This is a genomic window from Streptomyces swartbergensis (assembly GCF_002148965.1).
In the GTDB taxonomy this organism is placed as follows: domain Bacteria; phylum Actinomycetota; class Actinomycetes; order Streptomycetales; family Streptomycetaceae; genus Streptomyces; species Streptomyces swartbergensis.
In genome coordinates this window covers 1-20,045 of record NZ_NGFN01000074.1, presented here as the reverse complement: position 1 = coordinate 20,045, position 20,045 = coordinate 1, and the positions used below count along the sequence as shown (strand labels likewise).

The 20,045-nt window shown below is 71.1% G+C and carries 17 protein-coding genes and 3 pseudogenes; 9 read left to right on the top strand and 11 right to left on the bottom strand.

Features of this window, described 5'->3' with window-relative positions; translation table 11 throughout:
• Positions 1–465: 465 nt before the first annotated feature.
• From CA983_RS14570 to CA983_RS14560, 3 genes and pseudogenes are all read left to right on the top strand, one after another.
• Positions 466–960, top strand: a pseudogene (locus tag CA983_RS14570) (ABC transporter permease subunit); the annotation flags it as partial.
• Positions 961–992: 32 nt separating this feature from the next.
• Positions 993–1,910: pseudogene (locus CA983_RS14565) on the top strand (acyl-CoA dehydrogenase family protein); the annotation flags it as partial.
• Positions 1,911–2,167: 257 nt separating this feature from the next.
• Complete coding sequence (locus CA983_RS14560; RefSeq protein ID WP_086601318.1) at positions 2,168–3,067, top strand: TauD/TfdA dioxygenase family protein; 900 nt, start codon at positions 2,168–2,170, stop codon at positions 3,065–3,067.
• Between the two features lie 56 nt (positions 3,068–3,123).
• On the opposite strand, the gene CA983_RS14555 is transcribed toward CA983_RS14560, so the two are convergent.
• The 4 genes from CA983_RS14555 to CA983_RS14540 all read right to left on the bottom strand — a co-directional run bounded on the left by CA983_RS14555 (position 3,124) and on the right by CA983_RS14540 (position 7,146).
• On the bottom strand, positions 3,124–4,704 hold the full coding sequence (locus tag CA983_RS14555) for an MDR family MFS transporter (protein ID WP_208636962.1): 1,581 nt from the start codon (positions 4,702–4,704) through the stop codon (positions 3,124–3,126).
• A 179-nt stretch (positions 4,705–4,883) separates the two neighbouring features.
• Positions 4,884–5,588 carry a TetR/AcrR family transcriptional regulator gene (locus CA983_RS14550; protein ID WP_086601316.1) on the bottom strand — a complete coding sequence of 235 codons (705 nt, stop codon included), beginning with the start codon at positions 5,586–5,588 and terminating at the stop codon, positions 4,884–4,886.
• Positions 5,589–5,636: 48 nt separating this feature from the next.
• Positions 5,637–6,185, bottom strand: coding sequence for a DUF1360 domain-containing protein (locus tag CA983_RS14545; RefSeq protein WP_086601330.1), 549 nt, complete (start codon positions 6,183–6,185; stop codon positions 5,637–5,639).
• Complete coding sequence (locus CA983_RS14540) at positions 6,175–7,146, bottom strand: Rieske (2Fe-2S) protein (RefSeq protein WP_208636961.1); 972 nt, start codon at positions 7,144–7,146, stop codon at positions 6,175–6,177. The genes CA983_RS14545 and CA983_RS14540 overlap by 11 nt, the downstream gene beginning before the upstream one ends.
• Positions 7,147–7,264: 118 nt before the next feature.
• Between CA983_RS14540 and CA983_RS14535 the strand changes: the two genes are divergently transcribed.
• Together CA983_RS14535 and CA983_RS14530 are read left to right on the top strand one after the other, a co-directional pair.
• Complete coding sequence (locus tag CA983_RS14535; protein WP_086601315.1) at positions 7,265–7,678, top strand: SRPBCC family protein; 414 nt, start codon at positions 7,265–7,267, stop codon at positions 7,676–7,678.
• 16 nt (positions 7,679–7,694) lie between these two features.
• A complete protein-coding gene (locus CA983_RS14530) occupies positions 7,695–8,003 on the top strand; it encodes a hypothetical protein (RefSeq protein ID WP_086601314.1) in 309 nt (102 codons plus the stop codon).
• 448 nt (positions 8,004–8,451) lie between these two features.
• On the opposite strand, the gene CA983_RS14525 is transcribed toward CA983_RS14530, so the two are convergent.
• The gene (locus CA983_RS14525) at positions 8,452–9,441 is read right to left on the bottom strand and encodes an SDR family oxidoreductase (RefSeq protein WP_086601313.1); all 990 of its coding nucleotides are present in this window, start codon (positions 9,439–9,441) and stop codon (positions 8,452–8,454) included.
• A 219-nt stretch (positions 9,442–9,660) separates the two neighbouring features.
• Here CA983_RS14525 and CA983_RS14520 point away from each other — a divergent pair, with 219 nt between their 5' ends.
• On the top strand, positions 9,661–10,755 hold the full coding sequence (locus CA983_RS14520) for a carboxylate-amine ligase (protein WP_086601312.1): 1,095 nt from the start codon (positions 9,661–9,663) through the stop codon (positions 10,753–10,755).
• Positions 10,756–10,846: 91 nt separating this feature from the next.
• On the opposite strand, the gene CA983_RS14515 is transcribed toward CA983_RS14520, so the two are convergent.
• Positions 10,847–11,884, bottom strand: coding sequence for an SPFH domain-containing protein (locus tag CA983_RS14515; protein ID WP_167407372.1), 1,038 nt, complete (start codon positions 11,882–11,884; stop codon positions 10,847–10,849).
• A 5-nt stretch (positions 11,885–11,889) separates the two neighbouring features.
• On the bottom strand, positions 11,890–12,321 hold the full coding sequence (locus CA983_RS14510) for an NfeD family protein (RefSeq protein WP_086601310.1): 432 nt from the start codon (positions 12,319–12,321) through the stop codon (positions 11,890–11,892).
• A 359-nt stretch (positions 12,322–12,680) separates the two neighbouring features.
• Between CA983_RS14510 and nhaA the strand changes: the two genes are divergently transcribed.
• Positions 12,681–13,997 carry a Na+/H+ antiporter NhaA gene (gene nhaA / locus CA983_RS14505; protein ID WP_086601309.1) on the top strand — a complete coding sequence of 439 codons (1,317 nt, stop codon included), beginning with the start codon at positions 12,681–12,683 and terminating at the stop codon, positions 13,995–13,997.
• An 18-nt stretch (positions 13,998–14,015) separates the two neighbouring features.
• Positions 14,016–14,285: a hypothetical protein gene (locus CA983_RS14500; protein WP_086601308.1), complete on the top strand. Its 270-nt coding sequence runs from the start codon at positions 14,016–14,018 to the stop codon at positions 14,283–14,285.
• Positions 14,286–14,299: 14 nt separating this feature from the next.
• Here the strand turns inward: CA983_RS14500 and CA983_RS14495 are convergent, their stop codons facing one another.
• The 4 genes and pseudogenes from CA983_RS14495 to CA983_RS14480 form a co-directional block, all read right to left on the bottom strand.
• Positions 14,300–14,722 (bottom strand): beta-propeller fold lactonase family protein, encoded by a 423-nt coding sequence (locus tag CA983_RS14495; protein WP_244206889.1) that lies wholly within the window; start codon positions 14,720–14,722, stop codon positions 14,300–14,302.
• A 132-nt stretch (positions 14,723–14,854) separates the two neighbouring features.
• Entirely contained in the window at positions 14,855–15,928 is a 1,074-nt protein-coding gene (locus CA983_RS14490; RefSeq protein ID WP_086601328.1) for a PucR family transcriptional regulator, read from the bottom strand.
• Between the two features lie 315 nt (positions 15,929–16,243).
• Positions 16,244–17,187, bottom strand: a pseudogene (locus CA983_RS14485) (flotillin family protein); the annotation flags it as partial.
• 44 nt (positions 17,188–17,231) lie between these two features.
• The gene (locus CA983_RS14480) at positions 17,232–17,627 is read right to left on the bottom strand and encodes a hypothetical protein (protein WP_086601327.1); all 396 of its coding nucleotides are present in this window, start codon (positions 17,625–17,627) and stop codon (positions 17,232–17,234) included.
• Between the two features lie 743 nt (positions 17,628–18,370).
• Here CA983_RS14480 and CA983_RS14470 point away from each other — a divergent pair.
• On the top strand, positions 18,371–20,045 hold a 1,675-nt coding region (locus tag CA983_RS14470), incomplete at its 3' end, for an acyltransferase family protein (protein ID WP_086601306.1).

Below are 20,045 nucleotides of genomic sequence, written 5' to 3'. Positions count from 1 at the left end.
TCGGTCTGACGGCACCTCAGGGCAGGGCGATGGTGCGGGTGAAGAGCAGGTGTGATGACGCCGGGGTGCGGGCCCCGGACGAGGTGGTGCGGCGGCAGCGCGTGTCAGGAAGGAGACTCGGCCCGCGACGGGGACACCGAGGGAGGGAAGGGCCGGTCAGACGGCCCGCTGCCGCGTCAGGCGCAACACGCCGCGGACCACACTCGACCGAAGTCGATGTGGCCACGGGTGACCAGGCGCTGCTCGGCGTTCATGCGACTACTTGAGCAGGACAACTCAGGTTCCGTCAACCACGGCCCCGATGGCGGACGGGAGTTGATGGCTTCTGCGTGTGGTTGACACCTGTGTGCGTCAGCCCCATACGATCGAGGGCACCGCGTTGAGGGACGCGGCGAGCGTGATGACGCCCGAGCCGGGCTCCGGTCCCGTGTCCACGCCGTGCTTCCCTCCCTGGAGAGCCTTCTGATGGTCTCGCCGTCCGACCTCACCGCATCCCTTCACGCATCTGCGCCGGCCACAGGGGGTGCGAAGACCGATGACCTTCCGCGTATCGTGCCGCGCCGCCACATCGGCCGCCTGCTGTCCGCCGCCGTCGCGTTGCTGCTCTTCGCCATGCTGGTCAACTCCGTCGTCCGCAACCGTGCCTTCCAGTGGGAGGTGGTCGGCCGGCACTTCACCAGTGCCGCCGTACTCGACGGGCTGCTGCTCACCCTGTGGCTGACCGGGGTGGTGATGGTGCTCGGTTTCCTGCTCGGCATTCCGCTGGCCGTGATGCGGCTGTCCGCCAACCCCGTTCTCAGTAGCCTGAGTTGGGGCTACGTGTGGATCTTCCGGTCCACCCCCCTGCTGGTGCAGCTGCTGTTCTGGTTCAACATCGGCGCCCTCTACCCGACGCTCGGCCTCGGCATCCCGTTCGGCCCTCAGTTCGTCACCGTCAAGACGGTGAACCTGCTCGGGCCCGCCCTCACAGGGTCAGGCCGATGACGGCCACCGAGCCGGCTCTCGCCGCCCGGCTGGAACGGCGGTCCGCGGCGGAGGAATGGTGTTGGGGTGGTGGTCTGGCACGTCAGGAACCGGCTCTGACACTTGCCAGGGACGGGCGGGGATCACTCGCCCGCGACGGGCAGGGTTTTACGCTGACCGGCCGTCAGAGCTTTGCCGCCGGCGTCCTGGTCGCCGACCGCCTCGCCGTGCGGGCGGTGCGGGCCGACACGGGCGAACCATGCGCCGTCGTGGTGGATCCCGCCCTTCCGGGCGTGGTGATCGACGGTGACGCCGACCCCTTCGGGCAACGGCTCGCGGCCGGCGGCAGCGTGGAGTTCGACGCTGTGCCCATCACCGCCGACGACGTGCTGGGCTCGCTGGCCACGGACGAGGACGTTCTGTCACCCCTGACTGCTCTGGTGTCGCCGGTCGGGCGTCGCCTGTCGGTGCAACTCCGGCTCGGCATGGCGGAGGGAGTGCTCGCCGAGGCCCGTGAGTACAGCAGGGCCGGCCAGTCCCACTGGCACCCGGACTGGCCGGTCGGCTCGCCCCAGGACCCGCAGGTGCTGACCGCCTACGGGGAACTCACCGTGCTCACCCGCTCCGCGTCCGCCCTCGCCGACCAGGCACGGGACGCCGTGCACGGCGGGCTGGCCCGTGGTGAGGACCTCGGCTACGACGAGTACGCGGAGATCTCCGTCCTCGTCGCCATGGCCGGAGCCGCCGCGTCCAGGGCCGTGCAGGAGTCCACCGCCCGTGCCCTCGACATCATCGGTGCCCGCTCCGCGTCCTCGCGGCTGGGCTTCGACCGCTTCTGGCGCAATGCACGGACCCACACCCTGTACGAACCCGTAGCGCATCGGCTCCGCGATGTCGGAGATTACTTCCTCAACGGTACGCACCCTCCGTTCATACTCCCCGTCTGACCATCGACGGACCGGCTCGGCGGCCATTGTGAACAGCGCACTTCACTCTTATGTCGCCCGCCCGATCGGCGTTGACCAGGCGGATTCGCGCTGTGATTCTCGTTCCTGTGAGCAATTCGGGGCACGCTTTTCTCCCCGCTCTCTTCCGCAAGCGACCACCACGGCTGTTCCGTGTGCCGGGCGCTGCGTTCCCGTAGTCGACTGAATTCCCCGCAGACGTTCCGGAGTGAGTCGGCAGCACTGAAAGGACCCCGCACATGACCACCAGCACCGGCTTCGACGTCCGCAGGATCGGCGGCCGTATCGGCGCCGAGATCCTCGGTGTGGATCTCTCCGGCAACCTCGAACCCGCCCTCGTCTCCGAGATCAACTCCGCGCTTGTGGAGCACAAGGCGCTCGTCTTCCGCGATCAGCACCTCGACGACGCGGGCCAGCTCCGCTTCGCCTCCCTCTTCGGCGAGCTCACCGCCGCCCACCCCACCGTGCCCTCCGTGGACGGGCAGCCGCAGATCCTGCCCGTCGACGCCGACGAGGGCATCCGCTCCAACGTGTGGCACACGGACGTCACCTTCGTCCGTACGCCCCCGAAGGCGTCCACGCTGCGCAGCATCGTGGTCCCGCCCTATGGCGGCAACACCCTCATCGCCAACTCGGCCGCCGCGTACCGGGATCTGCCCGAGCCGCTGCGCGAGCTGGCGGACCGGCTGTGGGCCGTGCACACCAACGCCTACGACTACGCGGCACCCAAGAGCGAAAAGGCGGCCGAGTACCGCAAGCGGTTCGTCTCGCGCAAGTACCGCACCGTCCACCCGGTCGTCCGCGTCCACCCCGAGACCGGGGAGCGTGGGCTGTTCATCGGCGGCTTCGCCCAGAGCATCGTCGGTCTCGGCCCGTCCGACTCCCGTGACCTGCTGCGCATCTTCCAGTCGTACGTCACCCGCCCGGAGAACATCGTGCGCGTGGCCTGGACGCCGGGCGACGTCGTCCTGTTCGACAATCGCATCACCCAGCACTACGCCCCCGACGACTACGGCGACCTACCGCGCCTGCTGCACCGGGTGACCGTCGCGGGGGACGTCCCCGCCGGTGTCGACGGCACCCTCAGCCACGTCCTCGAAGGTGACGACGCCTCCCACTACACCCCCGCCGTGGCCTGAGCCGCGACAGGCCGCCGGAAGGGACACGTGCCCCTGCCGGCGGCCCTGGTTCTCCGTCAGGCGTCGGCATCGATGCGCGGGAGGGAGCCGCCCGCGACCTTCCTGCCGGCGTCCGCCGACTCCTCGGAGAGCCGCTCCATGCCGCTGGTGTTCTTCAGCGGCTTCTCCTTGATGAACAGCACGGCGATCAGCGCGAGCGCGGCGAACGGGGTGGCGACGAGGAAGAGTTCGGCGGTGGCGACCCCGTAGGCGTGCTCCACGATCTCCCGCATCGGCGCCGGCAGGGCGGTCATGTCGGGCACTCCCCCGTGCCCGGCCTGGCCTGAGCCCTCGACGGCACCGCCCGCGTCCTTCAGGCTCTTGGCCGTCTCGGAGGTGACGCGGTTGGCCAGGATGGCGCCGAGCACGCTGGTCCCGATGGTGCCGCCCATGCTGCGGAAGAAGGACAACACCGAGGTCGCGGCGCCCAGTTCGGCCGCCGGGACGTCGTTCTGCGCGGCCAGCACCAGGTTCTGCATCAGCATGCCGACACCGATGCCCATGACGGCCATGTAGACGCTGAGGAGACCGAAGTGGGTGTCCGTCCCGATCGTGGAGAGCAGCCCGAGACCGACGGTCATGGTGACGGCGCCTACGACGAGGTACACCTTCCACCGGCCGGTCGCACTGATGACCTGCCCCGCGACGGTGGAGGAGACCAGCAGGCCGAGGATCATGGGCAGGCTCATCAGGCCCGCGATCGTCGGGGACTTGCCGAGGGAGACCTGGAAGTACTGCGACAGGAAGACCGTGCCGCCGAACATGGCCACACCGACGAGGAGGCTGGCGACGGTGGTCAGCGCCACGGTGCGGTTGCGGAAGATGCCGAGCGGAATGACCGGCTCGGCGACCTTCGCCTCGACGACGACCGCGAGGACGAGCAGCACCACTCCCCCGCCGGTCAGCGCGGCGGTCTGCCACGACGCCCAGTCGAACTCGTTCCCGGCGAGCGTGACCCAGATCAGCAGCGCGCAGACACCCGCGACGATCAGGAAGGCACCCAGGTAGTCGATCTTCGCCTCGCGGCGGACGGTGGGCAGGTGCAGCGTGCGCTGGAGCAGGGCGATGGCGAGCAGGGCGAAGGGCACGCCGATGAAGAAGCACCAGCGCCAGCCGAGCCACGAGGTGTCCACCAGGACGCCGCCGATCAGCGGACCGGCCACGGTGCCCACGGCGAACACGGCACCGAAGATTCCCGCGTACTTGCCCAGCCTGCGCGGCGGGATGATCGCCGCCATCACGACCTGCGCCAGTGCCGTGAGACCACCGGCACCGATGCCCTGGGCCACACGGCTGAAGATGAGCAGCTCCACATCGTGGGAGAAGCCCGCCAGCAGCGAGCCGACGACGAACAGGCCCAGGGAGAGCTGGAGCAGCAGCTTCTTGTTGTAGAGGTCGGACAGCTTGCCCCACAGGGGCACCGTCGCCGTCATGGCCAGCAGCTCGGCGGTGACGACCCAGGTGTAGGAGGACTGGCTGGCCCCGAGGTCGGCGATGATCCGGGGCAGCGCGTTGGACACCACGGTGCCGGCCAGGATGGCGACGAACATGCCCGCCATCAGCCCCGACATGGCCTGGAGTATCTGCCGGTCGGACATGGCGGACGGTGACGCCGCTACGGGCGCCGCTGAAGAATTCACATCGTCTCTTTCACGGTGTTGACGGCGGGCGACTCGCGCAGCACACGACCGCGGGCGCGCGAACCGTCCGAAAAGGTGGGGCTCTTGGAGAAGGGGCCGGGACGGACATGGGTCCCGGAGCGATGAGCGACGGCTGCCTACCGGCCCGCCGGACCGGTCGGTCCCGCCGGTGACGGGGCCGGAAGCCCCGCTGCCAGATGCTCGAACGTCTCCCGGAAGACGTCCACGAAGGCGAGTTCGTCCTGCCGGACGCACCAGTGCTCGACGGCGACCCGGACGGCCGCGATGCCGACAGCGGCGAGCAGACGCGGATACAGGCCCAGCGCCCGCCTCCGGTGTTCGTCGTCCGGCGACCCGGGCCCCGCACGGTCCTCGGAGAAGAGCGGCGAGCCGGTGCCGATGCGCTCGGCGAGCGCTTCGGCCAGGGCGAGTTCATCGGCCATATGGGCGCCGAGACTGCGCGCGAGCAGGTGCGGTGAGCGGCGCAGCACCTCGGAATGCAGGCGCCACAGGTCCTGCTGCTGCTCGATTTCCGCCAGCTCGGCCGCCATGGCGTCGCGCAGCGCCTCCAGCGGGGACATCTCGGCGGGCGCCGCCAGTACGGCGTGCCGGACCCTCGCACTCGCGTCGGCGCCGATCATGACGAAGACGTCGTCACGGGAGTCGAAGTAGTTGAAGAACGTCCGCGCGGACACCCCGGCTGCCTCACTGATCGCGTCGACGGTGACGTTCTCCGCCCCGTGCTCCGCCGCCAGACGCACGGCGGCCGCCACCAGGGCGGCGCGGGTCGCCCGCTTCTTGCGCTCACGCAGCCCGACGCCCGCCGGGTTCCCCTCCGTCATGATTGCATGGTACGCAAAGATGCAGGCTCTGCAAAAATTGGCCCGGCATCATGTCTGCTCCTCTGGCGCCTCCACCGCCTTCACCAGCGCGCTGTACGCGAGTTGCAGCGCGTCCGCACCGGCCAGGGCCGTGAGCGTGCCCATGGCGGTGCGGGTCGGGCGGGGCCACAGGAGCCGGCCGGCGGTCAGGGTCGTGGCCACCCAGACGCTCATGCAGAACGGGCAGGTCGCGAGCTCGCCGACGGTGTGCTTGCCCTGCTCGGGGCGCGCCTCCTCGTGCAGTTCGGCGGGGCCCTGCGGGCCGACGTACCTCGTGAAGGGGGCCCGCAGCGGGCTGGTCACCGATGCCTTGCTCAGCAGCCGGCTGAGCCGGAAGGTGGCCACCGAGGTCAGCACCACGTCCCACGGCTCGGGCCGCTCGGGCAGCGGGCGCCCGAGGCGCCGTACCGCCGTGGTCCAGGCCGCCGCGTACGCCGCGAAGCCCGCCATGGCCACGAGATAACCGCCCAACGGCCGGTCGTGCCCTGCCGCATAGTTCCGTCGGGTGCGGTGGAAGAGCTCCTGGAACCGCCGTGCGAGGCGGCTGTCAGTCGGCATCGCCGTGTCCACGGGCACCCCCCGGTCGTGTTCCGCTCCCCTGCCCGACCAGTTCCCGGTCGTTCCCCTCATGGTCTCCCTCGTCCTGGTGGCGCAAGCGCACCTCGACATGGCCGTCGGTGATCCGGGTTTCGAAGGCGGGCTGAGGAGCGGTGGCCGGGCCGCGTACGTTCCAGCCGTCGGAGAGACGGAAGACGCTGCCGTGCCACGGACACTGGACGCATCCGTCGGCGACGGTGCCCTCGGAGAGCGGTCCCGCGAGGTGGCTGCACCGCTCGGCCAGCGCGTGGATCGCCCCGCCGGGTTCGCGCACCACCAGCACCGGCACGTCGTCCACGCCGCGCCGCACCGGCTGACCGGCCGGGAACTCGTCCACGGTGCCGATCCGGTGCCAGCCCTCCGTGACGAGGTGCGGAACCTCTTCGGCGTGGTTGGCGCCGGACGCCTGCCGGTAGGCCAGGTGGCCGCCCAGCATGCCGCCGAGTCCGACCACCGTCAGCCCCAGGAAGCCGTACGCCCGGCCCGCCGCTTCGCGTCCCTTGACGCGGCACGTGAGCGAGGCGGCGTACAGGCCGACGGACGTGAAGTTGCTCAGCGCGTGCGCCAGCCCGACGCGCTGCTGCTGACGGTGCAGGTCCGCCCAGTCGACCCAGCCCGCCAGGGCCGTGGGCGCGGCGGCGGCCAGGCCGACGCCGACCAGCACCCCCGACTCGCGGGAGCGGCCGGGCCGCAGGTCCAGGACGGCCGCCGACAGCCAGCTGCCGATCGGCACCTGCACCATCAGCGGATGCACCGGATGCCCCAGCCACCTGCCGTGCAGCAGATCCCGGCCGCGCCCCAGCGGCAGGGCCCGCACGCCCCTGCGGAGCAAGTCGATCACCGCATCGGCCCGGGACTCCCGCTCCAGGCGGTCCAGCAGCCACAGGACCCGGTTCTGCCCTATCGGCCGACGACGTGCCATTGCGCTCATGGTCAGCGGGTCCCCACCGGCACCGGCGGCAAACGGGCCCGGAGGATTACGGCCGAGCGGGCCGGGAACGCGGTGCGCTGAACCAACCCGAAGCGAGGTCGGTGCCGCGATGACCGAGTACGAACGTTCCCGCACGATGCCCGCACAGCCCGAGCAGGTCTTCGACCAGGCCGCGAACATCGGCCAGTTGGACACCTGGCTGCCGGACGCCCTGCACGTCCGGGCCGGGGAGCTGCCCGCGGTCACCGTGCACGAGGACCGCACGGACGAGGACACCTCCGCCCTGCTGCGAGCCCAGCGCGACCAGATGCGGCTCGAATGGGGCACCCGCGACCAGGGCAGTTACACGGGCTGGCTCCAGGTCGCAGGGATCGGCGGCGGAGCCAGTGAGGTGACGGTGCACCTGTCGTTCTTCGACGACAGCCACGACCCCGGCGAGACCACGGTCCGCGACGCCCTGGACACCAGCCTCCAGCGCCTGGAGGAGCAGGTGCGGCTGCGCGTCGACCACGCGGCCGGCTGATCCGGGACCGCACGTCATGGCACGCGTCAAGCAGCACGCCGTCGCGGCGTCCGGACAGTGGACCGACGAGGAGGAGGGCCGGCGCCGCCTGCCGTCCGGCGAGGTGCACGCCTGGGAGCCGGGGCAGAACCAGACCGTCTGCGGACTGTCCCTCAGCCGCTCCCGGCTGGTCCGCTTCCCGCACGTCACCTGGCAGGACACCTTCCCGGAGTCCGGCGGTGCGGCGGACCGCGTCCGGCGCCAGTGCCCGCGCTGCGCCTCGGTCGCCGGGCGCCGTGGTCAGGACGCACGCCCCCGGTGGCAACGCACGAACCCGCGGCCGTGACGTCGTACAGGCGTAGCGGGTCGCAGATGCCGACCTGGGGGGAATCGCGCAGCGCGCGGTCCGGGGCGGAAGGGTTCCTCGTCACTGCATCCCGCTGACCCGAGTTCCGGCACGCGTGCGCAGCGGGTTCGTCATCGAATCCGTCCGTGCTCCGGCACCTGCGCGCGGGGCCCGGGCAGACGGCATGGCGGGAACGACGACATGAGGCTCCCGGCTGGGAGGACGCCCGGGCAGAGGGCATGGCGGGAACGACGTCATGAGGACGCCCGGGGCCCGCCCGGGACGGGAAGACCGCTGAGGACGGGCGGCCCCCGGTGGCAGCGCGCGGCCACGACCCGGGCACGTGAGCCCGGACACGGTGGCCGCGCACTGCCCCGCGGGCGGTCCAGCCGTACCCCGCGGCACGACGGGCACGTGAGCCCGTCGCCCGGTGCCCGCGCGCTGCCCGTCAGGCGCCCGCCGGGCCGTGCGTCACCCGCCGTCCGGCGGCCACGGCCGCTCCCGCCACTGCGGCGGCGACAGCCGTGCGGCGCAGCGCGGTGCGCCGTCGGCCGCCCCAGCCGCCGTGCACCGCCCCCTCCCCCTCGGCCGGTACGTGCAGCGCTCCGTGCGTGGCCGGGGCCTCCTCGTCGTGGGACAGGTGGGTCTTGTCCGTCTGCCGTGCCATGGCCCGCTCCGCGAGCCCGGGTGCCATCCGGGACTGGCGTACCAGAGCGCGGCCCGCGGGGCCGACCACCACTTCGCGACGCGGCCGGCCGACGAGTCGCACGATTGCCCGGGCGACGCGCTCGGGGCTGTACACGGGCGGCATGGCCACCACCTTGCGCCCGGTGTAGTTGGCCGCCTGCTGGAAATGCGGCGTGTCGATGGTGGCCGGCAGCACCGTGCACACCTCGATGCCCTTGACACCCTCCACCCGGAGCTGCTGCCGAAGGCTCGAGCCGAGTCCGCGGACGGCGTGCTTGGACATGCCGTACGGGTGGCTGTACGGCTGCGCCACGGCACCCACGATGGACGCGATGTTGATCAACGTGCCCCTGCCCTGCTCCCGCATCACCCGCAGAGCCGCCCGGGCCCCGTGCACGTAGCCCATGACATTGACGTCCAGGACCTTGCGGAAGTCCTCCAGCGGTACGTCCTCGAAGCGGCCGAAGGCGTTGACGGCCGCGTTGTTGACCCAGACGTCGATGCGGCCGAACTCCTCCACGGCCCGCCGCGCCAGGTCCTCGACCGCCTTGGCGTCCGTCGTGTCGGTCGGCACGACCAGGGTCCGTGCCCCGCGGTGCTTCGCGCACTCGCGGGCCGTCGCCTCCAGCGCCTCCTCACGGCGCGCGGCCAGCACCACGGCGCAGCCCTTGCGCGCGAACGCCTCGGCCGTGGCCCGTCCGATTCCGCTGGACGCTCCGGTCACCACCACCACGTGATTGCGCAGTCCCATCCCCGTACCTCCTCACGTCTGCCCGAGCCGGGCGCCTCGTGCCCGTCTCCGCGGCGGACCGAGTACCCGGCATCGTCGAGTCACCGCATCATCGCGTTTTGCCATGGTTTGTCTTGCCGTGGCCGCGGCACTCGGGGCACGCGCGAGCTTCCGGCCGACAGCGTCCGGCCGACGCCGCGCGATCCGGTCCCGGTGGCGGAGCAGAACAGAGGGTGACCGATGACGACGATCGGTGTGGAAGAGGAGTACCTGCTCCTCGACCCGGTTACCGGGCTTCCGGTACCCCTGGCCGACAAGGTGCGCGCCGCGGCGGGTCTGGCGCATCTCGTGGCCGACCAGGAGGTGCAGTGCGAGCTGCTCCAGGCGCAGGTCGAGGTGGCCACGCCGGTGTGCGGCACATTGGAGGAGGCAGGGGGACATCTGCTGCGGCTTCGGCACGCCATGGGGGCGGCGGCGGAGGCGCACGGCTGCCGGATCGCGGCCTGCGGGACGCCTCCGCTGCGCCATCGTCACCCGGTGGCCGTCACCGACCAGGCCCGTTACCGGGCCATGCTCACGCAGGCGCCGCAGCTGGTGGCGGAGCAGCTGGTCAACGGCATGCACGTGCACGTGGCCGTGCCCAGCCGCGAGACGGGTGTGCAGGTCCTGAACCGTGTCCGGGTCTGGCTGCCGACCCTGACGGCCATGTCGGCGAACTCCCCGCTCTGGGACGGCCACGACACCGGCTTCGCCAGCTGGCGTACCGTGATCTTCGGCCGCTGGCCGGTCAGCGGCGCGCCCCCGTTCTTCCGTGACGTCGAGGACTACGACCTGCGCGTGACGCGACTGCTGGAGAGCGGTGTGATCTCGGACAGCGGGCAGTTGTACTGGCAGGCCCGGCTGTCGGCCCGTTACCCCACCGTCGAGGTGCGGTGCCTGGACGTTCAACTGCGCGCGGACGACGCGGTCATGCTCGCGGGCATGACCCACGCTCTCGTGGACACCGCCATCGCGGAAACGGCCGCCGGGGCGCCGGTGCCCGACTGCGCGCCGGAGCTTCTGCAGGTCGCTCTGTGGCATGCCGCACGGCACGGTCTGAGCGATACCCTGATCTGCCCGAGCGGCCGACCGCTGCGGGCCGGCGACGTGCTGTACCAGCTCCTGCGGTACGTCGCACCGGCGCTGGACGCGTCCGGCGCGACCCGGCAGGTGACGGCCCTGGTCCACCGGCTTCTCCAGAACGGGACCGGAGCGGACAGGCAGCGCGCCGCTCTCTCCGAGGGCGGCATACGGGCCGTCACCGACCTGATCGGCACGGAGAGCAGCATGTCGTGACTCCCCGACCGGCCCCGGCCCCGGCCGGGGCCGGGGCCGGGGCCGGTGGCCGTGGGCCTCCCCTGGCCCTGCGTCACACCCCCGACCGCTGTCAGCCAGGCGACTGGGACGGGAGAGATTCGGGGTTGACGCGATCGGCCTTGGCCGCGTCGGCGAGGGCCGCGGCAGCGGCTTGTGCCGCCTGCGCCGTGTCGTCGGCGGCCTGGGCAGCCATGTCGTCCGTGGGCTTCTCGCGGGTGGCCGGCGACGGGGGCAGCGCCTCGCTGAAGGCGCGGGACACCCCCTGGAGTGCGGAGGTGACCTCACTGGGGATCACCCAGAACGTGCTGCCCGCTCCCTGCGCCAGTTGGGGCAGCGTCTGGAGGTACTGCCAGGCGAGCAGCTTGGGGTCGGGGTCGTTGCGGTGCACTGCCTGGAACACCTCGTCGATGGCCCGGGACTGGCCCTCGGCCTGGAGGATCGCGGCGGTGCGGTTGCCCTCCGCGCGCAGGACGGCGGCCTGCTTGTCGCCTTCGGCGGTGAGAATCTGCGACTGGCGCTGCCCTTCGGCGCCGAGGATGGCGGCTCGCTTGTCCCGCTCGGCTCGCATCTGCTTCTGCATCGCGTCCTTGATGGACTGCGGGGGGTCGATGGCCTTGATCTCCACCCGGTTGACCCTCAGCCCCCACTTGCCGGTGGCCTCGTCGAGAACACCGCGGAGCTGGCTGTTGATGGTGTCGCGCGAGGTGAGGGTCTTCTCCAGGTCCATGGAGCCCACGACATTGCGCAACGTGGTGACCGTCAACTGCTCGACCGCCTGGAGGAAATTCGCGATCTCGTAGAAGGCCGCTCGCGGATCGGTGACCTGGAAATAGAGGACGGTGTCGATCTCGACGACCAGATTGTCCTCGGTGATGACCGGCTGCGGTTTGAAGGAGACGACCTGTTCCCGAAGGTCGATCACCGGATGAACCCGGTCGATGTACGGGATGACGAGATTGAGGCCGGGATTCAAGGTCCGGTGGTAGCGGCCGAGTCGCTCGACGTTACGAGCACGGGCCTGGGGAACGATACGGACCGCCCGCACCACGGTGAAAACCGCGAACAGCGCGACGATCAGGCCGGCAATCAAGAACGCCGAGGCTTCCATGGTCATCAGTCCCGTGGGTAGACGATGGCGGTGGCGCCACTGATCTCTATGACGTCGACGGTCTTGCCGGCGGGAATCACCAGCGTCTCGTCCAGGGAGCGGGCCGTCCACTCCTCACCGTCGATACGAACCCTGCCGCCCAGGCCCGTCACCTCCGAGACGACATAGGCGCCCTTGCCGACCAGTGCGTCCACGCCGAACCGTGCCGCTTGGGGCTGGAGTACGTGGCGCAGCGCGAAGGGGCGCACGAACAGCAAGGTCACTGTTGCCACGGCGGTGAAGACCAGGAACTGGAAAGGCAACGGCGGTCCGACCGCGGCGGAACCCGCCGTGACCAGCGCGGCCACGCTCAGCATCCCCAGCGCGGCGGTCAGGGTGAGGATCTCCGCCACAGCCAACACGGCCGCGATGATCAACCAGATCAACCATGGATCCATCGCGCGCCCCCTCTCACCGGCACGGGCACGGAAGAGCCTTTTGCATCTGTTTTACCCACATCGCGAAGATCGCTACCCCCGAGACGCGTCACAGACGTGCCCAGCCGGAGCCGTCACGAGGCGCACGCCGACGGCACCGTCGCGGTCCCAGGGCCGGTCGTGCGCGCAGCGGGTCTGTGTCGCCCGGCGGCGAGGAGACAGTGAAACGGCATCTGGCCTGATCAGGAGCGGACGGTTAGGGTGTTCGCAACGCGTCAGAGGCCCGCCCGGAGCGGGCGCCGCACGCGGGGTGTGCCGGGAAGTCTGGTCGGCGTCGAAGGGGCGTATGCCCTCATGCCGATGCCCCGGAGGTCCTTTTGATGGCTGCTGCCCCGCGCGAGCGGTCCACCTTCCTCGGCCTTCTGCCGTGGCCGGAGCGGTCGGCGGTGGCCCAGGCCCTGCGGACGGAGACCGCCGGCGGACTGGTCCTGCTGGCAGCGGCCGTCGTGGCGCTGGTGTGGGCGAACAGCCCATGGGGCGGCACCTATGAGGAGATCCGCGACTTCCACTTCGGCATCGGCGCAATCGGTCTCGATCTTTCGGTGGAGCACTGGACCGCCGACGGGTTGCTCAGCATCTTCTTCCTCGTGGCGGGAATCGAGCTGAAACGCGAGCTCGTCGTGGGTTCGCTGCGTACGCCCGCCACGGCCGCGCTGCCGGTCGTCGCCGCGCTGTGCGGCATGGCGGTGCCGGCCGCCGTGTACGCGGCGACCGCCACCGTCGGCGGGGGCGGCCTGGAGGGCTGGGCGGTGCCCATGGCCACCGACATCGCCTTCGCCCTCGCGGTCCTGGCCGTCCTCAGCACCCACCTGCCCTCCGCGCTCCGCGCCTTCCTGCTCACCCTGGCCGTCGTCGACGACCTCGGTGCGATCCTCGTCATCGCGGTCTTCTTCACCAGTGATCTGAACCTCGTCGCCCTCGCCGGAGCCCTGGCCGGTCTTGTCGTCTTCTACGTGCTCCAGCGGTACCGCGTGCGCGGCTGGTGGTGGTACGTGCCGCTCGGCATCGCCACCTGGGCCCTGATGTACAACGGGGGCGTCCACGCCACCGTCGCCGGGGTGGCCATGGGCCTCATCCTGCGCACCACCCGCGACAAGGGCGAGAACGCGTCCCCTGCCGAGCGGACTTCTCATCTGCTGCACCCGGTGTCGGCAGGAGTGGCCGTACCGCTCTTCGCGCTCTTCGCCGCGGGCGTCGCGGTCTCCACCGGGTCGCTGGGTGAGGTGTTCACCCAGCCGGAGCCGCTCGGGGTGGTGCTGGGCCTGGTCGCCGGCAAGACCTTGGGCATCTTCGCGGGCACCTACCTGGCCGCGCGTTTCACCCGGGCCCGCCTCAACCCCGACCTGGCCTGGGCCGATGTGTTCGCCCTGGCGGTGCTCGCCGGGATCGGTTTCACTGTTGCCCTGCTGATCGGCGAACTGGCCTTCCCCGACCCGGCCGATGCCGAGCTCATCAAGGCCGCCGTGCTGCTCGGCTCACTCGTCGCCGCGTTTCTGGCGGCACTGCTGGTCAAGCGCCGCAACGGGGTCTACCGCCGCCTGTGGGAAGAGGAGACGCGTGATGACGATGCCGACGGCATCCCCGACATCTACCAGCGGACCAGCCCTGGGCCCGCGGGCGCCACGGGCGACGGCTGACGTGGCCCGCCCGGCCTCGTGACCGGCGCCGGGTCGCTGCTGCCCGTGGTCGTCGTGGTCGCCGCGCTGATGATCAGGGCCGCGATCGGCGAGCTGCGCCAGCCGGGCAGCGTCCGCCGGCAGTGGGCGTGCGCGACGAGCGGGCCTGCCGTGGCCGCCGGGGTGGTGGCGGCCGTGGCCGTCGCCGCGACGGGTTGGTCACAGGCCGGGGCGGTGGCCCTGGCATGGGCAGTGCTGGCCGGCACGCTCGTCGCGTTCCTCGTGGGCCGTCCGACGGACAGGCCCTGACGCCCCCGCCCTCGTCAGACCGCGGCGATGCCCTCCATGCCGGACTCGTCGAAGGCGGGCAGGCCCTCGGCCGTGGTGACCTTGGTGAGAGCGCCGTCGGCCTCGACGCGGAAGCCGTCGACGGTGCCCGAGACGGCGTTCTGGACGTAGACGAACTTCTCGTCCTGCGTCACGGCGAGGTCGATCACGCCCTGGGACTTGGCGGAGGGCGGAGTGGCGATGCCCACCTCGTCGGTCAGGCTCAGCGTGCCGTGCTCGTCCATGCGGTAGCCGGTGACGGTGGAGTTGCCGGTGTTGCCGCCGGCCGAGGCCAGGGAGACAGCCACCGTGGCCGCTCCGGCGATGGCGAGGGCCCCGCCGCCGAACAGGATGCGCCGTGTCCTGGGCCCGGCCCGGTGACCCTGCGGCTGCTGTGCATGTTCACGTCCGTTCCTCAATCTCTCTCCGCGCCGCACGTGCGGCAAAGTCCGCGACTGCGGACGTGAACAGAGTGGGCGGAGGGATGGGTGCGCCGATGCGGAACGGCGGTCGCGTCAGACTCTCGTAAGCGTCCTGGTGGGGGTCACCGCTCAGAAGGATTTCGCCGGCCAGTCCAGCAACCGGGCCCCGATCACCGCTGTCTGCAGCGTGTAGCGGTGGACCGGGTCGGACGGATCGGCGCCGGTGAGCTTGTGGATGCGCTCCAGGCGATAGGTGAAGGCCCGCACGCTCAGCGACAGCCGCCGCGCCGCTTCCGCGGACACACAACCGGAATCGAAGTACGCGGTGAGGGTGTCCAGGAGCGGCTGGGCCCCGCCGCGGGCCTGACGCAGCGGACCGAGAGCGCTGTGCACCAGGTCGGCCATGGCCTGCCGGTCGCGGGTGAGGACCGGGTAGACGAGGAGGTCGGCGGCGCGCAGCACGGGCTCGTCGAGTTCCAGTCGTTCGGCGAGGTCGAGAGCGTTGAGGGCCTCTTCGTACGAGTGGACGACGCCGACCGCGCCGGGCTGGGGGCGGCCGATCGCCACCTGTCCCCCGCCCGTGGCGGCGAACGCCTGCTTCGCGAAGTACGCGAGGACCTCGTCCTGGTCGCCGGGGGCGATGCACACGAGCCGTCCGTCCTTGGTGGTGAGCAGGATGCTGCGGTCACCGAAACGGCTGATCAGCGCGCGTTCCACCTCCCGGAGGGCCGGATCTCCCTCGTCGTAGGCGGTCGTGCCGCGCGCCACGGCGACCGCGTGCTCGTACGACAGGCGCAGCCCGTAGCGCTCCGCGCGCTGGGCCAGCCGGCCCAGGTCGCTGCGGCCGTACAGCAGGTCGTCGATGAACTCCCGGCGGGCGGCTTCCTCCTGGCGTACGGCGTGCCGCTGCGCCCGCTCGTAGCCCTCGACGAAGGCGTCCATGGCCTGGGCGGCGGCCGCGAGCACGCTGTCCACGGACACACCGTTCCCGGTCGGCCAGTTCGCCCGGGCCTCGGCCATGTGGGCAGCGACCAGGGCGCGCAGTCCGAGACCGGCCTCCGCTGCCTTCTCGCCCAGGGCGCGGCGCGAGTCCAGCTCCTCCCGCGTCAGCCGGCGGCCGGTCGCGGAGGCGTCTCCGAGGACGTCGGCGTATCCGTCCAGGTACTTCCCGTACTCGTCGGACACGTGCTGCTGCCCTGCCATGGAACTCCCCCCGTTGTTGCGCCCTTGACATCTTTCCCGCCCTGCCGGATTCCGGCAATGTCGAGGGTGTCCGACCGCTGCGGGTGAGTCGCCTGCCCGGTGCGGCCGGGCCGGACGTCCGTGCGGCACCTCACTGGTCCCCGCCCTCGTACAAGCGCAGCAGTGCGGCGAGGATCGCGGTCGCGTCGTGGTCGTGGACGCCACGCGGACAGCCTCGTCGTACGCCGCCTCCGCCGCCCGCCGGACGAGAGCCGTCAGGTCGGCCTCCGCGAGCGCGGCCGGGCCGTGTTCGTCCAGCAGCCGGGCGGCGAGGTGCTCGGCGCGGTAGACCTCGGGCTGCCGGTCCTTCTCGATGCGCTCGTTCTCGATGGCATGACACGCTCACGGTTCTTGGCCGCGACGGCGACCTCACGGGCCTGGTTCTCGCGCTGGACGCCGAGGTGCTCCTCGGTCTTGAGGAACGTGCCCTGCGCCCGCAGCCGCTCCTCCTCCAGCACCCGCGCCGTCTCGGCCTCCTCACGGGCCCGTACGGTCTCGATCTCCCGGCGCTGCTTGATCTCGGCGTCCGCCTGCCGGCGCTCCAGCTCCAGGATGGCCACGCGGGCGTCGACGTTCTGCCGGGTGATCTCCTTCTCCTCGTGGCACTGGAACTCGTTGGTGCGCACGTGCTCCACGGCCGTCAGCTCGGTGATCTTCCGGATGCCCTGCGCGTCGAGCACGTTGGCCGGGTCGAGCCGGGTCAGCGGCGTCTGCTCCAGGTAGTCGATCGCCGCGTCCTCCAGGTGGTAGCCGTTGAGGTCGACGCCGATGACCTCGATGATCCGGTACAGCTGCTTGCCGACGGTCTTCAGCGCCTCGGAGAACTTCGCGTGGAACAGTTCCTGGAGCGTGTTCCGGTCACTGGCCGGTGCGGTGCCGACGGCCTGGGCGACCTTGATGACGTCCTCGACGGTCTTGTTGACCTTCACGAAGAACGAGATCCGGATGTCCGCGCGGATGTTGTCGCGGCAGATCAGGCCCTCCTTGCCGACCCGGGTGATCTCGATGGTCTTCATCGAGGTGTCCATCACCTCGGCCTTGTGCAGCACGGGCAGCACGACCTGCCCGGTGAAGGTCATGTCGACCTTGCGCATCTTGGAGACGATCAGCGCCTTGCCCTGTTCCACCTTGCGGAACAACCGGGCGACGACGAGTACGACGAGTACGACGAGCAGGCAGGCGGCGACGAGCACGCCGGTGCCCACGATCATGGCAGCCATGGCATACGGCCGGAGCCGGTTCGGGTTTCCGGGGACGCCGCGGCTCAGGCGGCGTGGTCCGGTACGGGCGCTCCGGGTTCATCCGGGAAGAGGCGGTGCAGCGGACGTACGATCAGGCACGTCGCACCCCAGGCCACGAGCATCGCCCCCACGGGTGCGACCAGGTGCAGCATCCCGGCGACCGGTCCCGGGAGCGCGAACGCTGCGAACACAACCGCCGCTCCGACGCTCAGGGACCAGGCGAGCGCCGTCAGCAGCGAGAAGGCCACCGTCACGGGCACCCCGCCCATACGCCAGGCCCGGAGATCCACGTCCGCGTCGAAGCTGCCCACGTCGGTGACACCCGCGGCTGCGAGGAGCCAGAAGCAGACGACCACGACGAGTGCGGCGGTCAGCAGGATCGTGGGCGGGCCCGTGGCCGCTGCCAGAAGGGTGCGCATCTCGTGGCCCCCCTCTCCCCCGCGGCGTATCTCGGTCGTCTCCGGCGATGCGCGGTCGCTGCGGGCCTTGGTGCAGGGCACCTGCCGGTGTCCGGCACCAAGGCGATCCGCCGTGCTCCCCGCGAGCCATGGTGCACGATCCGGCTCTGGCCGCGCATTGCCGGTTCCCGGCAGTGTTCACGGGGTTCTGCATGCCGGGGCCGTCAAGAAGCCGTCAACCGCCGCGATGGAGGAACGATCTAGCTGGTCAAACTGGCAGCGCGGGCCGCCATGGCCACCTGCACGACTACCGCCCTCGCGGGCTGCCTGGCCCAGGAAGAGCGGGCGGCGCCGGAACCACGCCCCGCGGCGGTCAACGTCAGCGTGGTACGCGGCGACCAGACACACCCCCTGACCGCCCGGATCACTGGGTGGGAGGTGCGACCGCACCCCCAGACTCCCGAGGGCACGGACTGGCTGCACTTCACCTGTCGCGCGACGTAACTACGCGCCATCAGACAAGGCCCGGCCCAGGCCGAATCGAATGGCGTCCATCGCTGCTGCGGTCCTCACCCTGGAGCGGTACCCCTCAAAGGCCTCAATGCTTGTTGTCACCGGGCCGAATCGGGGTGAACCCATGGTTTCCCGTGGTTGAACCTTCGTGCGTGAAGCGAAGTTGGGGCGCCAACAGCGGAACCCCGTAGGGCGGCCGGACAAGTCTTCTCGGCTACAGCATGTCAGTCGCCCCGAGGAGTCACCCCCTGATGCCGAGCATCACGTCCGCCGAGATACGTACCGTCCCGGCGAGCGGCAGATCCGCACCGCCCCAAGGCCACGCCCTGCGGCTCGACATCCAAGGGCTGCGCGCGGTGGCCGTCGGGCTGGTGGTGCTCTCCCACGCCGGCGTGTCCCAGGTCAGCGGCGGTTACATCGGTGTCGACGTCTTCTTCGTGATTTCCGGCTTTCTCATCACGTCGTTGCTGCTGCGCGAACTCGCCTCCACCGGCCGGGTGTCGGTCCGTTCCTTCTACGCCCGCAGGGCACTGCGGCTGCTTCCCGCGTCGTCCCTCGTCATCGCCGTCACGCTGGGCGCGGCCTGGCTGTTCCTGTCGAAAGCGCGGCTCGCCGAGTACGCGGGCGACGCCCTCGCCAGCGCGCTCTACGCGGTCAACCTCCGGCTGGCGGAGGCCGGTACGGACTATCTCGCCCAGAACAGCCCGCCGTCGCCGTTCCAGCACTTCTGGTCGCTCGCCGTGGAGGAGCAGTTCTACCTGGTGTGGCCGCTGCTCCTGCTGCTCACCTGGCGGGTCGCCCGCGGTCGGCGCCTACTGATCGCGGTGCCGCTCGGGGGGCTGTGCCTGGGGTCGTTCGCGGCGGGCGTTCTCCTGACGAACTCCTCGGCCCCCTGGGCGTACTTCGGCTCCCTCACCCGCGTCTGGGAACTGGGCGCCGGTGCGCTCCTGGCGCTGGCCACCGGCCGGCTGGAACGACTGCCCGCCGCCCTCGCGGCCCCGCTGACCTGGCTCGGCCTGGCCTGCGTCACGCTGGCAGCGCTCTGGTACGACGACGAGACGCCCTTCCCCGGCTACCACGCCCTCCTGCCGGTCGCCGGCACCGCGCTCGTTCTGGCCGGCGGCCGCACTCCCACCCCGCACGGCGCGGGGTGGCTGCTGGAACGGCGACCGCTGGTGTGGCTCGGCGGACTCTCGTACGGCTGGTACCTGTGGCACTGGCCGCTGCTGGTCATAGCCCCGGCGGCGCTCGGCCGCGCCGACGGCACGGCCGACGTGCCGCTCGCGCTCGGGATGTCCGCGGCGGCGCTGGGCCTGGCATGGCTGACCCTGCGCCTCGTGGAGAACCCCGTCCGCTTCCACCGGGCCTTCCGCAGGCGCCCCCGCCGAGCCCTGGCCCTCGGGGCCGCGCTGTCCGCGGGCGCCTCGGCGCTGTCCCTGACGGCGACGGCGGTCCCGCCGACGATCGAGGTGGGCGACCCCGCGCCCGCGCTGGCGCTGGCTCTCTCCGAAGCACCGGCTCCGCAAGCCCGTCTCACCGAACTCCTGACGGCGTCCCCCACCGCCCTGCCGAGCAACCTCGCCCCGCCCCTGCCGAAGGTGAAGTCCTCCCGCTCCGCGGTCTACCGGGACGGCTGCCACGTCGACTACGCCGCCACCCGCACCCGGCCCTGCGTCTACGGCGACCGGTCGTCCTCCCGTACGGTCGTCCTCTTCGGCGACTCCCACGCGGCCCAGTGGTTCCCGGCCCTGCAACGACTCGCGACCGCACGCGGCTGGAAGCTGGTCTCTTTGACGAAGGCCTCCTGCAAGGTCGCCGACGTGACCATCATCAGCGGCCACAAGCCGTACACCGCCTGCGACACCTGGCGCTCCAACGCCATTGCAATGATCAAGACCCTGCGCCCCGCCGTGGTCGTCGTCTCCT